This is a genomic window from Herpetosiphon sp., from assembly GCF_003512625.1.
In the GTDB taxonomy this organism is placed as follows: Bacteria; Chloroflexota; Chloroflexia; order Chloroflexales; family Herpetosiphonaceae; genus Herpetosiphon; species Herpetosiphon aurantiacus.
Window position 1 is genome coordinate 34470 of sequence record NZ_DOPT01000018.1, and the last position, 15435, is coordinate 49904.

General features: G+C 49.9%; 10 protein-coding genes and 2 tRNA genes. 5 read left to right on the forward strand and 7 right to left on the reverse strand.

What is annotated here, in order from left to right:
- Positions 1–194: 194 nt before the first annotated feature.
- The 5 genes from DEF47_RS03865 to glgP all read right to left on the reverse strand — a co-directional run bounded on the left by DEF47_RS03865 (position 195) and on the right by glgP (position 7404).
- Positions 195–1085 carry a carbohydrate ABC transporter permease gene (locus tag DEF47_RS03865; protein ID WP_012188707.1) on the reverse strand — a complete coding sequence of 297 codons (891 nt, stop codon included), beginning with the start codon at positions 1083–1085 and terminating at the stop codon, positions 195–197.
- A 7-nt stretch (positions 1086–1092) separates the two neighbouring features.
- Positions 1093–2037: a carbohydrate ABC transporter permease gene (locus DEF47_RS03870; RefSeq protein ID WP_012188706.1), complete on the reverse strand. Its 945-nt coding sequence runs from the start codon at positions 2035–2037 to the stop codon at positions 1093–1095.
- A gap of 62 nt (positions 2038–2099) precedes the next feature.
- Entirely contained in the window at positions 2100–3425 is a 1326-nt protein-coding gene (locus DEF47_RS03875; RefSeq protein WP_012188705.1) for an ABC transporter substrate-binding protein, read from the reverse strand.
- A 345-nt stretch (positions 3426–3770) separates the two neighbouring features.
- Positions 3771–4628 carry a hypothetical protein gene (locus DEF47_RS03880; RefSeq protein WP_012188704.1) on the reverse strand — a complete coding sequence of 286 codons (858 nt, stop codon included), beginning with the start codon at positions 4626–4628 and terminating at the stop codon, positions 3771–3773.
- Positions 4629–5265: 637 nt separating this feature from the next.
- Positions 5266–7404 (reverse strand): alpha-glucan family phosphorylase, encoded by a 2139-nt coding sequence (gene glgP, locus DEF47_RS03885; RefSeq protein WP_012188703.1) that lies wholly within the window; start codon positions 7402–7404, stop codon positions 5266–5268.
- Between the two features lie 538 nt (positions 7405–7942).
- Between glgP and DEF47_RS03890 the strand changes: the two genes are divergently transcribed.
- The 5 genes from DEF47_RS03890 to DEF47_RS03910 all read left to right on the forward strand — a co-directional run bounded on the left by DEF47_RS03890 (position 7943) and on the right by DEF47_RS03910 (position 13473).
- Positions 7943–8413 (forward strand): hypothetical protein, encoded by a 471-nt coding sequence (locus tag DEF47_RS03890; RefSeq protein ID WP_012188702.1) that lies wholly within the window; start codon positions 7943–7945, stop codon positions 8411–8413.
- 534 nt (positions 8414–8947) lie between these two features.
- Positions 8948–9079 (forward strand) — tRNA-OTHER (locus tag DEF47_RS03895).
- A 153-nt stretch (positions 9080–9232) separates the two neighbouring features.
- A tRNA-OTHER gene (locus tag DEF47_RS03900) sits at positions 9233–9340 on the forward strand.
- 151 nt (positions 9341–9491) lie between these two features.
- Positions 9492–11078: a TROVE domain-containing protein gene (locus tag DEF47_RS03905; protein WP_041304130.1), complete on the forward strand. Its 1587-nt coding sequence runs from the start codon at positions 9492–9494 to the stop codon at positions 11076–11078.
- A gap of 184 nt (positions 11079–11262) precedes the next feature.
- Positions 11263–13473, forward strand: a complete 2211-nt coding sequence (locus DEF47_RS03910; RefSeq protein WP_012188700.1) for an ATP-binding protein — start codon at positions 11263–11265, stop codon at positions 13471–13473.
- Positions 13474–13542: 69 nt separating this feature from the next.
- On the opposite strand, the gene DEF47_RS03915 is transcribed toward DEF47_RS03910, so the two are convergent.
- Both DEF47_RS03915 and DEF47_RS03920 read right to left on the reverse strand, forming a co-directional pair.
- Positions 13543–14778: a patatin-like phospholipase family protein gene (locus DEF47_RS03915; RefSeq protein ID WP_012188699.1), complete on the reverse strand. Its 1236-nt coding sequence runs from the start codon at positions 14776–14778 to the stop codon at positions 13543–13545.
- A 62-nt stretch (positions 14779–14840) separates the two neighbouring features.
- Positions 14841–15347: a polyhydroxyalkanoate synthesis regulator DNA-binding domain-containing protein gene (locus DEF47_RS03920; RefSeq protein WP_012188698.1), complete on the reverse strand. Its 507-nt coding sequence runs from the start codon at positions 15345–15347 to the stop codon at positions 14841–14843.
- Between the last annotated feature and the right edge of the window lie 88 nt (positions 15348–15435).

Here is a 15435-nt window from a genome sequence, read left to right on the forward strand (position 1 = left end):
CTTCCGTCCCGCCTCAAGGCGGGAGACGCAGGGGGCTTTAATCCCCCTGCACCCCCTAAAGTACATACAGTGGTAGTTAACCATTCACCGATGAACCATGGATTCCGTGGTTCGCAATGGAAACCTACTCTTGGAAAAACCCCTCTGCCACGGCGGCGGGAGAGGGGGCTAGGGGATGAGGGCAATCAGTATGTTTAGCCCTTGACCCCCGATGAGGCCACCGATTGAACGAACCATTTTTGGAACAGCAGGAAAATAATCAGCACTGGTAGCGTTACCATCGTGGCGAAGGCCATAATATCGCCCCATTGGCGTGGCATTTGGCCAAAAAAGGCTTGCATACCAACCGTCAATGGTCGCACCGCTGGATCACGTACCACCATCAATGGCCACAAGAAATCGCCCCAGTGGGTCAGAAATTGCAGAATGGCGACGGTCGCAAAAACTGGGCGTGAAAGTGGCACAATGATCTGTGAATACATCCGAAAACGGCTGGCTCCATCGACCAAGGCCGCTTCCTCAATATCCTTGGGAATATTTAGGAAAAACTGGTAGAACAGGAAAATCGAAAAAGCATCGGCAATAAATGGAATGATCTGCACATGATAGCTATCGAGCCAGGTCATGCGGCCATCAAACCATGGCAACTGATTGACGATCAGCAGCAAAGGCACGGCAACTGCCTGAAATGGAATGATAATCAATGCCACGACAATTGCCAAGAGCAATTTTTGGCCGCGAAATTGCATACGGGCCAAGGCATAGGCGATCAAGCTATTGACAAACAGCCCACAGATCACAATTGACAAGGCAATAATTACCGAATTGATTAGATATTGGGCAAATGGTACGCGCTCAAAGACATCGCGAAAGTTTTGCAGCGAAAGTTCTCCAGTTGGCAAAAACGCTGCAAATGTGCTCATTTCACGCAAAATCTGCGATTCATCAGCTTTGATCGCCGTGACCAACATAAATAGGATGGGAAACAGGGTAAACAGCGCGATTCCCGTCATCAGCAGGTAGATGCCGAATGTGCGTGAGCTTTTTTGCCAGCGCTTGGTTGGTTCAATTGCAGGACGTTGCATGATTAACCTACCTTTCTGAGCGGGTAAAAATTCGTTGGCCCAGCGAGATCAGCAACACAATGATGAAAAACACTACCGAAAGTGCCGAGGCATAGCCAACTTTTTGGGTACGAAACCCGCTATTGACGATATGCAACATAGCGGTGACAGTAGCATCGTTAGGGCCGCCCTTGGTCATAATCTCAACTTGATCGAACAGCTTGAAGGCCATAATTGTGGTTGAGATCACCACAAAAATTGAGGTATTGCGCAATTGAGGCAGGGTGACAAAGCGAAACTGTTGCCAAGCACTCGCTCCATCCAACTGAGCTGCTTCGTATAATTCGCCAGGAATTTCTTGCAAGCCCGCCAGATAAATCACCATCTGAAAGCCAACGCCCTGCCAGATCGACATCAACATAATCGCCGGAAACGCTAATTTAGGGTCTTCGAGCCAGCGATAGGGGCCAAGTTGACCAAAGCTAATCGTCTGAATAAATTTGTTGATAATGCCCTGATCGGGATTGTAAAGAAACGTCCAAACGACCGCCACAATCGCCATAATTGTGACGACTGGAATAAAGTAGATTGTGCGAAAAAAGTTGATTGCTTTGATTTTTTGGTTGACCAAAACTGCCAGAAATAAGGCAAAACTGGTTTGAACTGGCACAACTACCGCCACAAACAAGAAATTATTCAGCAAAGCACGGACAAAGGTCGCATCTTGCCACATTGCCAGATAATGTTTGAGGCCAACAAAGCGCGTTGGTAAGTTGGGATTGGGCACGAGGCGTTGGTCGGTCAGCGAAAGATAAAAAGCCAAGCCAAAGGGCGCGATCAAAAAGATCAGGAGCAATAGCAGTGCCGGAGCCACAAATGCCCACGCAACCCGTTGTTCGCGGCGTTTCCAACTAAGCATTGGGCGGCTGGTGGTGGGTTTGGCGCTGGCAGTTTGCGATTTTGAAATAGCCATCAGACACACTCCTTGTGAAGCACCAAGCCGCTGAAATCAACGGCTTGGTGGTTGATCAACAGTTACTTCACGGGATAGCCTTGATTATCTTCAATATCGGCATCGATCTTTTGGGCCGCTTTATCCAACTCGGCTTGCACATCGGCTCCAGCCACAATGTTATCGACGGCTTCGGCAAAGGCGACGGTAATGACTGGGTAGGCTGGGGTAATTGGGCGCGGCATGGCAACGCCATTGGTCAATTGTTGCACATAGAGGTTCAACGGAGCGCCATCACCAAACAATTTGGATTTGGCAATTGCTGAAGTACGCGCTGGCACAGCGCCATTGGCATCGCTCATGCGCAGCACTTCTTCGGGCGAGACGATGAACGAAAGCACTTCAGCGGCAGCCGCCGGATTAGCACACTTGCTGGTAATGCCCCAATTCCACGAACCCATGCCCGTTTTCGCACCCTTGCCCAAATCGGCGGCAGGCAGCACCAACAATTTATCGCCCAAGGCTTTGGCATAATCAGGGTAGGCCCAGTGCCCAACCCAACTCAAAGCCGCTTTACCCTCAGCAAAATCGGTGCTGCCAGCAGGCTTAGGATTAACATAGCCATTGGTGAAGAGGCCTTGGAACCACTTCATTGCTTCGACCGAAGCCGCGCTATTCAAGCTGCCGCTGGCTTTTTGATACGTTGAGCGATCGATCAAATCGCCGCCAAAAGATTGCAAGAAGGGTGAAAAGCCATAACTAAACCACTCGCCACGGCCATAGTCCATTTTCAAGTCAAGTGGATATTCCAAACCATTGGCTTTAAGTTCGCTCAAGGCCTCATCAAGCTCAGCGCGAGTCCATGGCTGGGCTAAAGTTGGAATGCGCACCCCAGCTTTTTCCAACAATTCCTTGTTGGCATAGAAGCCTAAGCCCGAATCGAACTGCCCAAGGCTATACAATTTGCCGTTGTAAGTGCCTTGTTCAATGATTGAAGGCAGAAAATCGGCTTTGACATCGGCAGCGATCAAACTATCCAATGGTTGCAAATAGCCCGACCATGCATAGTTATAGACAAATGGGCCATCAAAATCGAGCAAGCAGGGCAATTCGCCAGCCAAGGCAGCAGCATTGACTTGATCGTTATATGCGCCTTCAGGCAATTCAATGGCTTCAACTTTGATTGCTGAGTTTTTGGCTGCAAATGCTTGGAGCGTTGCGTTTAAGGCATCGCGTTCAGCACCTTGACCGGAGTGAAACCACAACGTGACCGTGCCACTAGCCGCACTGCTAGCGCCAGTTGCCGTAGTTGGGTTGGTCGGGGGCGTGGTTGGCGTAGTCGCCTCGCCACATGCCGCCAAAATTAAGCCGATCAGCAAGGTAAACGAGCGAATCCATGGTCGTTGCATAGTGGTACATCCTCATTGATTAAACCAAACGTCAAGCTAACAGCGAAATTGGGTGGATGCGGCAGATTGGCAGCGGCGAGGTATCCTCCTATATCATACGTCAATTTTTCATGAAAACGTTTCCATAATTATGATAAAAAAATCCCGCATTGGGAAGGCATTTAGGGCTAATACCAAACAGGAATAACGGTCACTTGACGGCCAACGTTGGTGATTCAGGCCTTGATTGAGCATTTGAAGTAATGGAAGCGTTTCCATTACAATACGCCAAAAGTAGATCATTGTCAAGGGGGAGTTTTGATCACGAAAGGTATGGTCACGTCACCGACGACAAACAGGGTGGTTTTAGTGTGGTTTGTGCCTGCTGAATCCACGCTGTACATTCGTATTCGTCACAGTACCGACGACCAACAGGGCGGTTTTAGCGCTGCGCGGTGTGCTGGTACTGCCACCACTAGTTGGCGTGGCGGGCACGGGCATGATGCTGGTTGGTGTCGCAGTGACCGGAATTGGCGTGCCATTGGGATCAAGCCATTGGCGCGTTTCAAGATTGAAACGTAGAACAACCGTGGTTGTATTGGCGACGGTTGCAAAATAAATCTGCGCACCATCCGTATGATGAATATATAAGGGTTCTATTGTGCGAGGAGTACCATAGCGTGCTGTAGTAACATCCTGTGTTTGGATCGTCTGCGTTTCAACCAGTATATATGATACGCTAGGGTCTGCATCTTTTGTATAGAGTACCAATTCATATCGGGATAGATTATCCACCATGAACCAACAATCATGGACGGTTATCGTTCGATTAGGAATATCAAAACATCCATAATGCCTCCCAATAACTCTTGGCACTGGTGACAAAAATGGGGTAAGAAGAGTGCCATTTGCCTTTGCTGTTGCGATATCAGCGGAATCAGGGCTGAGGGTGCGCGTCGGTCTACCCGCCGCGACAGTCGCTGCATAATATTCTGATTCGCGATTCCGATCAGCCCAGTAGGTTGCCTCAGCAGCTGGTTCAAGGGTTGGGCTTTGCGCAAATGCCGTTGCTTGTGCATGCAGGGTTGCATTAATCGCATCAACCGTTTCAGTTGGATTGATCGCGGTCGTAGGCAATGGCAGTGCTTGGTCACAACCTGTTAATACCCCTAGCGCTAAGCCTATCGATAGCAATCGATGTGCTGTATCCTTGCTCAATTTCATGAATTTAGTACCCCATGCAATATCAGTTAACCACGGCAACTGAACAGCTGCACATGAAGAACACCACCCACTTAAGCGGCACCGTAGACAACATTTCTTGCCAATTGGTCTTGATTGGGCACAAAGCCACCGTTACTAGCCATGGTAATTTTGCTTATGTCAGTATCGAGCGGTGTTTGCAGCAGATTGACTAGTTGGAGCTAGTGGGAGTATTAACCACCCAAGGCCACATGGGCTGCGGCCAACGGGCACGATTGTTTATGAGGCATGTCCTCCATCAACTCACAACACTTGTTCAGCCTAGCACACCGGTTGCAGGCGGGTCAATGATAGCTGGCTGAAAAGTGAGGGATGAAGGATGAAATTTAACCACGAAGGACACGAAGGAGACATGGCGTTTGGCTATCGGAACAATGGTTGGTATTTCCTATCAATCTCCGATAGCCCATAGCCAAAAGCCTAGAGCTTCACCTGCATATAACAAAGATCGGTAGGCGAACGAAGTTTAGGGCTAAAAATGCCAAACGAGCAAGATTTTGCGCTTTTTCAAAACCTTGCTCGTTTGTTTGACTGACAAACATTGTCAAAAAGCCAAAAAAGCCTTGCTGTAGCACAGGCTCACGCTACAAACGGCGGCTTATTCGGCTTGCATGCCTGGCACGTAGTATTGGGCTACGTAATCTTTGAGCATGCGACGGAAGCTAAATTGTGGGGCAACCGTGCGAATCGATTCCTTCATGGTCGCAATCCATTTGTGGGGCAAGCCATTGGCATCACGATCATAGAACGATGGAATAACTTCGTTTTCCAACAAGCTATACAACGATTCAGCATCGTCAATATCTTGTTGTTCAAGATCGTCGTAGCCAGCTTCGCGCCCAATCGCCCAACCGTTCTTGCCGTTGTAGGCTTCGCGCCACCAGCCGTCAAGCACGCTTAGGTTTGGCACACCGTTCATGCCCGCTTTTTCGCCGCTGGTTCCCGATGCTTCCAATGGTCGGCGTGGGTTGTTCAACCATACGTCAACACTTTGTACCAAATGGCGGCCAACGTTAATATCATATTCTTCGATAAAGAAGATCTTGCCACGCAGCTCTGGGTCGCGAGCCATATTGTAAACGGCGCGAATAAAGCTCTTGCCTGGCTCATCGGCTGGGTGCGATTTACCAGCGAAAATGATTTGAACGGGACGCTCAGCGTTGTTCAAAATCCGCTTGATCCGATCCAAATCGCGGAAAATCAAGGTCGCCCGTTTGTAGGTGGCAAATCGGCGTGCGAAGCCAATCAACAACGCGTTGGGGTTAACATCGCCGCTAATTGCATCGTCGCGATGGTAGCCTAAACGACGTTGGCGCTGCCAAGCGCGTTCGCGAATAAAGCGAGCCAAATCGTGCTTTTGGCCTGAGTGTACGCCCCAAAGCACTTCATCGGGCATCGTCGTGATGCGATCCCATGTTGCAGGGTCGTCCATCCGTTCGCGCCAACCAGCGCCAAGCACCGAGTCGTACATATTGGCCATGGCTGGAGCCAACCACGTATCCGAGTGCACGCCGTTGGTCACATGGCCAATTGGCACTTCGTCAACTGATTTGCCTGGATACAGGAATTGCCACATTTGACGAGCCACAGCGCCGTGCAATTCGCTCACGCCGTTATGATATTCCGATAAGCGCAATGCGAGCACGGTCATGCTGAAGGTTGGCCCCCAGCTTTGTTGCTGCAACGCAATATTCATAAAGGTGTCGCGATCAATGCCCAATTGTGGCCAGTAGTTGTGGAAGAATTGATCGATCAGATCGAGTGGGAAGGCATCGTTGCCAGCAGGCACTGGCGTATGGGTGGTAAAGACTGAGCGTTTGCGCACTTCGCTGACGGCATGTTCAAGGTTTTCGCCACGTTGAACTCGTTCGCGCAACAATTCCAAGCCCAAGAATGCTGAGTGACCTTCATTCATGTGCCAAACTGTTGGATTGATATTGAGAGCGCGTAACACTCGCACGCCAGCAATCCCCAAGATGATTTCTTGAGCGACCCGCAGCCATTGATCGCCGCCATACAAACGAGCCGACAATTCGCGATCTTCAGGGCGATTTTCGTCAACATCGGTATCCATCAGCAGCAGCGTGATGCGGCCAACCTGGAAGCGCCAAACTTTGACAAACACCATGCGCCCGGGCAAATCGACGCTCACGCGTAATTCGCTGCCATCGCTATTGCGCACAGCCAAGGCTGGCAACTCAGCAAAATTCAAGCGTTCGTAGAGCGCTTCTTGGGTGCCTTCGCTATTGATAAATTGGCGAAAATAACCTTGAGGATATAAAAAGCCAACCCCAACGAATGGCAAACCAATATCGCTGGCTTCTTTACAATGGTCGCCCGACAAAATGCCCAAGCCACCAGAGTAAATTGGCAACGACTCGTGAATGCCAAATTCAGCCGAAAAATAGGCAATCGTTTGATCTTTAAGCTCAGGATGGGTGCGGGCAAACCACGTTTGATCATCACGCATATAATGATCAAATTTGATCGTTACCCGATCATACTGGGCCAAATAATTGCTATCAAGGGCTTTTTGTTCGAGGCTAGCCAAGCTAACTTCACGCAAAAATTTCACCGGATTATGGCCTGTGCGCTCCCACAACGTTGCATCAATCGTTTGGTAAAGCGCTTGGGCTTCTGGTTGCCAGCTCCACCAAAGGTTATAAGCCAACTCATAGAGTCGGTTGATCCGTTGGGGTAGGGGGGCAAACAGCGGTGGTAATTCAGCAACGTTCATTGCAACTCCTTGTACTACGATTAATTAAAAAACGATGCCGCCAGCCAGAAAAAGCCTGTCGCAACATCGCGTTGTTTGTTTTGAGCCTGAACGTTAGTGCCTATTATGGCTTAAAAGCGGGGGAGTTGCAACCGTTTTGCCAGAAATCAAAAGTCAAAAGTCAGAATGCAGAGATATGTTCTTTCCTCAGCCTAATGGCTTAGAAATTTCCGCCCGACGACTGATGCAAGCCTGATTAACAGCGCTTATAGTTAGCCCATCACCAAATCAGAGTTCGATTGCAAATTAGGAAAGGGACGAGCACCATGCGACGGCTACTCACTAATCCACAACCAAAACGCCAGTCAAGCACACATTACGCGCCAATAGCCCACATTTGTGGCTCATTGCGTAATGTAGATTTAGGCTATGGTTTTGCTGGCGAGCTGAGTTGGACGAAGGATGGATGGCGACCAATAGTGTGACGCGTACTGACACACGCTAATGCTATGGTCGTCACAGCAGTGACGACTATTTTGTTTTAGCTAGAGGTTTGCTCATGACGCTCGAAGATCCTACCCGCATTGATATTGTTGCGGGTTCACTCGACCCCGCCCGGCCTGGGTTGGATTTATGGATCGTAGACAATGGTTCAGTCGCTGATGACAGCCTCCGCTATCGTTTGCTGATTGCGAAAGTCTTGATCTATGCCAATTATATTGCCAGCCCTATGTTTACCGTTCAACATCCTAAGATTAAACGCTCCGATGTTTTGATTCGGGTGGTTTGCTTAACTGCGCCAACCAAAACGATGCGCGATGTAACTGGGATTGTTTCTTGGTTTGATCAAACCTTGCGGGTGCCTGTGGTGGTGGAAGATGCCGCCAAAGTTGCCAAGCGCTTGGATGCTTGCCAAGGTGAAGTGCGCCGCTATGTGCGTAAGGTGTTGGAATTGGCGCAGATTGAGACAGCGCCCGAACCAACTTCATGGCGTTTACCATGGCGCGGAAAAGCCAAAAAGACCGCTTGAGGGAGAGAACGAGCGGAGTAGGAATTAACCAATAGCTTGAGGTATCGCTAGCCAATGATCGATTGCAACATCAAGGGGTTAGCGCTTGTGGGAGAGAATCAACAAGTTGGCGAGGTGAAGTGTTTACGATTTAGCCAGCTTCCTCGCCAGCTTGTGGGAGACAAGTGAGAGTTTGCTGAGGTGCTTGTGGGACATACTTCGCTTGAACCACGAAGTTCCACGCCTTTTCCTCAGCAGCCCTGAACGTTCAGCATACCGATTGAAGGAGTCGTATGCCGCTACCAGAGGAACCAACCAATGTTAATGTGGCGAATGCGGGCTTTAATCAGCCGCTTCTTGGAACCCTTGTAACACGATGGTAGTCTAGCAATAGATCTTGATCCACGAAGGCTGTAACCGCGAAGAGCGCGAAGATCACGAAGAAGGTTTTAGGCTGATAGCTAGTGGTTATCGGGAAATTTGCAGGTTTGGTACGTGTGGTTGGGATGGAAAACGTTACCGATCCCCAGCCCCTGACCGCCGAACTATAAACGTGAGCACATAGTTTAACGGCAGAACATCAGGATGTGCTTCGGCACAGTACTTCAACAACTCTTCCTCAATTTGAGGTGATCGTGGGAGTTACTTCGTTGACCTGACGTATAGGTTCGATTCCTATTGTGCTCACCTACATTGATCCACGAAGGCTGTAACCGCGAAGAACGCAAAGGGCACGAAGAAGGGTTTAAAGCAGAGGCGCAGAGAGCAAGGCGCTGAGCTATTGGCAGCATCTGTGGGTTTGGCTTCATCCTTCATCCCTTATCCTTCATCCTTAATTTCGGGCCTATAGCTCAGTTGGTAGAGCAAACTGCTTCTGCGTCAACTTCCTCGTTCACGAGGTGATAGTAGGGGCTACTTAGGTCGCAGGTTCGAGTCCTGCTAGGCCCGACCTATTCTGACACCATGGTCTAGACGAATCAGCTGTGATGTAGTTGCCCAAACCAATTCATAGCGTTTGATCCGCAAGTGTGATTCGGGCTAGACCATGGTTGCTTTGTTGAGAAGAGTCGTTTTCCTACCTTATAACTTGGAGGTGGCCATGAACATTGTTCGCCGCCTGTTTGCTCGCACGCCTGATGCAGCACATGGGCTTAACCACGAGGGCTTCCCTACCTATCAACGCAGTTTGGCTGAACGGTATATGCAAACTTTGTTGACCAATACCATTGGCTCAACCTTTTACGCCTCGCAAGGTAGCAATTATGCCTTGGCCTTGGAGTTGCATCAAGCCATGTTAGCCCATAACCCACTCTTTGCTGCAAAAGCCTTAGTGTATGCTCGCGAACAAGGAACCATGCGCCTTCAGCCAATTATCGGCTTGGTTGTGCTATCAACTGTCGATTTGGGCTTGTTTCACCTAATATTCAAGCGCATTATTCTAACGCCAGGCGATTTGCAAGATTTTGTGCAAATTGTGCGTTCGCGTCAGATTCGGCCTGGTATGGGTCGGGCAATCAAGCAAACAATCAATGATTGGTTGCTTAACCTGAGCGAATATCACGTAATTAAATATGGTGGCACGAATGCAGGCAGCATGACCCTACGCGATGTGCTACGCCTAACGCGTCCGCAACCTATCGATGATCGTACTAATGCTTTGTTCAGTTATTTGATCGATCGTGAGCGCTGGCGCACAACTTGGGCTGAGCAAGCATCCACGCTGTTGCCGCAAATCGCAGCGGTCGAGCAACTCAAGCGCACGAGCGATCCGACTGAGCAGCGAGCGTTGGTTGAGGCTGGTCGTCTGCCCTACGAAATTGTCACAGGTACGGGCAAGCCAGATTTGGCCATGTGGCGAACGTTGATCGAGCAAATGCCCTATTTGGCCTTGCTACGCAATTTGGCTAGCCTACAACGAGCAGGTGTGTTCCACGATGCGGCGATGATTGAGTATGTGGTTGGGCGTTTGGGCGACCTTGAGGCCTTGCGCCGCGCCAAGATTTTGCCCTTCCGTTTGCACGCAGCTTGGTTGGCCTTCACGCCACTAAGCGAGCAGGAAAAGCTGATTCAGCAAACGCTTGAGCAGATGATCGAAATGGCCTTCGTCAACATGCCCGAAATTCCTGGGCGGGTCGTGGTTGCCCCAGATGTTTCTGGCTCGATGCGCGGCTCTATCAATCCGAAGTCGCAAGTACGTTATGTCGATGTTGCAGGCATTTTCGCTGGCTCGCTCTATCGCAGCAACCCAACCGCCCAACTGCTACCTTTTAATACCAGCATTGTTCAGATGGAGACTTGGCGCGAAACCAAATTGATGTGGTTGACAAAGCAAATTACGGCCAAACTTGGTGGTGGAACCGCGGTTTCCGCCCCAATTTCCTACTTGTACGAGCGCCGTGAGGTGGTCGATGTAGTAATTGCGATTACTGACAACGAAGAATGGGCACGTGATAGCGATAGTGGAACAAGTTTTGTCAGTGTCTGGCGTAAATATTTGGCCAAGGTTAATCCCAAAGCTCAAGCATTTTTAATCACGATTGCGCCCTATCCACACGCGGTTGCCCCGCCCGATGAGCCAAATGTCAGCTTTATTTTTGGCTGGGCCGAGCATGTGCCAGCCTATATCGCCCAAAGCTTGCTTGGATATGCCGATCAGCTGAGCACGATCGAGCAGATTACACTCTAATCAAGCCAATGCTAACAATCCCTGTAGCACAATTCTACAGGGATTACTGCATTTAAATTGAATTTTCGTGTATGATTAACCAATGCAACGGCTCATCGATTGGGCTACGCACGACAACTAACATGCAACGGAGCATGGCAGCTATCAGTGCTGATGGCTTTAGCAGAAACCAATTGGTGTGAATATGCAGACAGAACATTCCGATCTCCTTCCACGTTACACCACTGCTCTAATTGGGCGTGATGCTGAAACTGCTGAAATTGGGGCTTTATTGGCCCAAGGTCAGCGGTTAATTAGTTTAGTTGGGGCAAGCGGCGCGGGCAAAACCCGTTTGGCGGTTGATTGTGCCCGTTTATATGCCGACCAATTTGTTGGTGGCTGTTTTTTTGTGTCGTTGGTGCCGATTCGGGCGGCGGGTTTAGTGCTAGCAACGATTGCCGAAAGCCTCGGTATCGCTCCCACCTCCGATCAACCATTGCTCACCACGATTGCCGCCCATTTTCCACATCAACCGAGCTTGTTAATTCTCGATAATATTGATCATGTAGTCGAGGCTGCCTCGGATGTGCAAGCCTTAGTCACAGCCGTGCCGCAATTAACCATTTTGGTCACTAGCCAAGTGGCGCTGAACGTGGCTGCTGAAACGATCTATCGGGTGCCATTATTGAGCGTGCCTGCCGAAGATGCTCGCTTGAGCGCCAGCGAAATTTTGCAATATGGCGCTGTGCAATTGTTTAGCGAACGATTGCGACGGTTGCAGCCAATGCTCAAAGTCGATCAACCACAAGCTCAGGCGATCGCCGAAATATGTCGTTTGGTGCAGGGCTTGCCGTTGGCCGTCGAGCTTGTCGCTAGCCATAGTCGCAGCTTACCGCCCTCTGATTTGGTGCGCATGGTGCGGCATCACTTGCGCTTGGGTGCGGCTATGATCGACAAAAACAGCACCATGCAACGCAAAGAAATTTTGTGGCCAGTGCTCGATTGGTGCTATCGCCTGCTTTCGCCAACGCTGCAAGTGTTGTTTATTCGCTTGGGGATCTTTCGCGGCAGTTGGACGCTCGAATCGGCTGAAGCGATTTGCGCGGGCATTCCCGACGTACCGATCAATGTGGTTGAAGGCTTACAAACCTTGGTCGATAAATCGTTGGTACAGCTTGAAACTCTGCCCAACGGCGATCATCGCTATCTGATGCTTGATGCGGTGCATGCTTATGCCGAGGGTCGTTTACAACGTCGCCGCGAAGCTAACCACTTGCAACGATTGTATAGCTCATACTTTACCCATTTGGCTGAGAGTGCCGAAAAACCCTTGCTCGGAGCCGATCAACCGCTATGGATGGCTCGCTTGCAGAGTGATATTTACAACTTGCGCTCGGTGCTGGATTGGGCGGTTGAGCAGCATCCCGCCACAGCCTTGCGGATTGCTGGCTCGTTGTGGTTGTTTTGGTTTACCAAAGGCTATGCCCAAGAAGCGCGGGTCTGGATTCGCCAAGCATGGCGGCGCGAACACGAAATTGAGCCTGTGGTTCGCGCTAAAGCAGCGATTGCCGCAGGCATTTGTGCCCAATATTTTGCCGATCATGCTGATGCAACGTTATGGTATGAGCGTGGTCAAGCCTTATTCAAGCAAGTTGGCGATACCTTTGGCGAAACCCGCGCCTTGCATAATTTATCGTCATTGGCCTATCAACAACGCTACTATCAAAAAGCAGTGGAGCTTGGCGAAGATGTTGTGGCACGCTGGCAAGCCATGGATGATCGTTCAGGTGAAGCTGCGGCCTTGAGCAATTTGGCCAGCTCCTACACTGGTTTGGGTCGTTTCGATGATGCTGAACGTTGCTACCAACAAAGCTTGCAGATCAATCGTAGCCTTGGCAATCAAGTTGGGATTATTCTCTGTCAGAGTGCTCGTGGCTGGCTCGCCTGTGCGATTGATGATTTGGAATTAGCCCAAGAGGCACTGGAGGAATCACTCAATCTAGCCCTGCAAAACGATGCTCGCAACTTAATTCCTGGTTCGCAGAGTGCATTGGCTAGAGTTTGGTATAAAAAAGGCCAAATCCAACGTGCTTTCGAGCTTTTGCGCCCAGTTTTTGATATTCAAGCTCAATTGCAAAATTTGGAGCAATCGGGCGAAGAGATGATCACTCTCGCGGCAATTTTGGCTGAGCATTATCCCAAATTGGCCCAACAAGCCTTGGAGTTTGCTGAGCGCATGCAAGATCCTTATAACCAAGAGCTTCAGCCTGATCCAGCCACACTGCTCTTTTTCAAGCAAACTGCCGAGCAGGTGAGCCATTTTGTGGGGCAAGCTGCGGCTACATCAACCCTGCCAACAATTAGCGAATTTCTCGATTCGGTCGATCAAACGGTTGATCCACGAGTTTTAGGTTAGCTAACGAATCAAAACAACCCCTCTCTTCATGGTCACGAGAGGGGTTGGGGTAAGCAAAGCAAACCTTCGCTATTCCAAATTGCCGAGTCGGGCATCGAGGTCGTCGAGGGTGTGGGCGAGGTTGACCGTGCGCCAGCTTTTTTGGGGGTGGGTCAAACGCTTGCCATTGGGATCGTTCTCTAATAATGAGTGCAAAGTATCGGCATCATCGCTCGCAAACAGGTGATGTAATTCTTTGGCAACCCGTTGGCGACTGATCTGTACGCCGTGTTTGGCCAAAATCGCCTTGTAATCTTGATATTTATCGGCTAGGCGAATTGTAGCTGATTCGTAGCCATGGCGAGCTAGCAACATGCGCTCATCGTAATGCAGCACATGTTCAGCAAAGACAATTGCATCGTCGGCGCGTGGCTCGATCAAAATAATATCAACATCAGGGTGCTGTTGGCGCAATTTTTTGATGTGATAGTGCAAGCCAGCCTGAATAAACGTGCGAAATACCTGATTGCCAATCGCCTGAATGCCAGCATCGGCGATGCGGCTGCCAAGCTGATGTTTGCGATTATCAAAGGCTACCAGTGGATTGACACAAACAATCAGTTTTGCTCCACGATCAATCGCCACATCGAGGCTGGCTGTGCCGCGCACCCCACCATCAATATAATCAACCCCATTGATCCGAACTGGCTCATAAACGATTGGCATGGCGCTAGAGGCTGCAACCGCCGCCGAAATTGGCACATTACGTAGGTTGCCCTCGCCAAAAACTGCGCGGTCGCCGCTATCCAGCTCGGTCGCTACAATATAAAGCTCACGCTGTAACTCAGCAAAGTGGTTGCTACCGCGCTCAGTCAAGAAATGGCGCAGATAACGTTCTAAGCTATTGGTTGAATAAATGCCATTGGGTAAGCCTTCGAGCAACTTCCAAGCCCAATCGAGGGGGGCAAAATCTTGCGGGCGACGCAAAGTTTCGATTGCTCGTTGGGCTAACAGGCGTGGCAAACGGCGACCACGCTTGATCAAGCCGCGCAAATTGAGCGCCAGAATTTGGTCGCGTTGTAGCCGTTTGGCATCGGGCAAAGCACCTTCGAGAATGCGCAACAACTCGCGGGTGGTGATGCCATTGGCCAAGCACGAGCTAATTAGGCTGCCAGCACTTGTGCCAACATACATATCAAAATCGTTGATGCTTAGGGTTGTGAGGAGATCATCGATGGCACGGAGAGCGCCAATTTCGTAAACGGCACCAGAGATGCCACCACCAGCGAGGACAAGAGCGCGTTTGGATGGGGTTGATTTCTTCATTGATCGTGGCCTCATTGCCATTGGCGATAAATCAGCAAACGAAATGGTGAAACGAAGATTGATTATTTATCGTGCAACAGTTGCTCAACTAGATTGGCTAGTTGCTCAACTTGGCTTTTCAAGCGTTCAACATCAGAGCGATCAGGCAGGTTTTCGGCGTGGGCATGGCCCGAATCTTTCAGCAATAATTGACCCATATGTTGACAGACATCTTCGCTAATTTTGCCTTCATCGAGCAAATGTTCGAGACGTAAGCGAATTTCGGCATCAACAATTTGGCTCCCGCCCAGCGATTGAAACAGATTCCGGCGCATCTGCGAGAGCGTCTCGCCGCTGGTTTGAATCAGATCAGACAAAATCGGAATTGGCAGCGAGCCTGAACGGCGGCCTTTGCTATTGAGCAAAATTTGCGATAAGGTTTGCACCGTCAAATCTTCGCCAGTCACATTATCGACGACCCGAACATCACTGCCTGCCCGAATCAACTTGGCAATGCCATGCAGGGTAATATATTGTTTGGCATTGGTATGATAAAGCTTCCGATTGCCGTATTTCTTAATTAATTCCACAACGCCTCCTACGATCTGAATTGTGCTGCGGGAAACTCATTATAGCACGGTCGTTGCGGGTTGCTGTGCAGTGCGTCATATATTAATA

What these genes read in the sequence shown, in the direction of transcription:
- DEF47_RS03865 (WP_012188707.1), bottom strand. Translation starts at nt 1,085, where the DNA reads ATGCAACGTCCTGCAATTGAACCAACCAAGCGCTGGCAAAAAAGCTCA.
- DEF47_RS03870 (WP_012188706.1), bottom strand. Translation starts at nt 2,037, where the DNA reads ATGGCTATTTCAAAATCGCAAACTGCCAGCGCCAAACCCACCACCAGC.
- DEF47_RS03875 (WP_012188705.1), bottom strand. Translation starts at nt 3,425, where the DNA reads ATGCAACGACCATGGATTCGCTCGTTTACCTTGCTGATCGGCTTAATT.
- DEF47_RS03880 (WP_012188704.1), bottom strand. Translation starts at nt 4,628, where the DNA reads ATGAAATTGAGCAAGGATACAGCACATCGATTGCTATCGATAGGCTTA.
- glgP (WP_012188703.1), bottom strand. Translation starts at nt 7,404, where the DNA reads ATGAACGTTGCTGAATTACCACCGCTGTTTGCCCCCCTACCCCAACGG.
- DEF47_RS03890 (WP_012188702.1), top strand. Translation starts at nt 7,943, where the DNA reads ATGACGCTCGAAGATCCTACCCGCATTGATATTGTTGCGGGTTCACTC.
- DEF47_RS03905 (WP_041304130.1), top strand. Translation starts at nt 9,492, where the DNA reads ATGAACATTGTTCGCCGCCTGTTTGCTCGCACGCCTGATGCAGCACAT.
- DEF47_RS03910 (WP_012188700.1), top strand. Translation starts at nt 11,263, where the DNA reads ATGCAGACAGAACATTCCGATCTCCTTCCACGTTACACCACTGCTCTA.
- DEF47_RS03915 (WP_012188699.1), bottom strand. Translation starts at nt 14,778, where the DNA reads ATGAAGAAATCAACCCCATCCAAACGCGCTCTTGTCCTCGCTGGTGGT.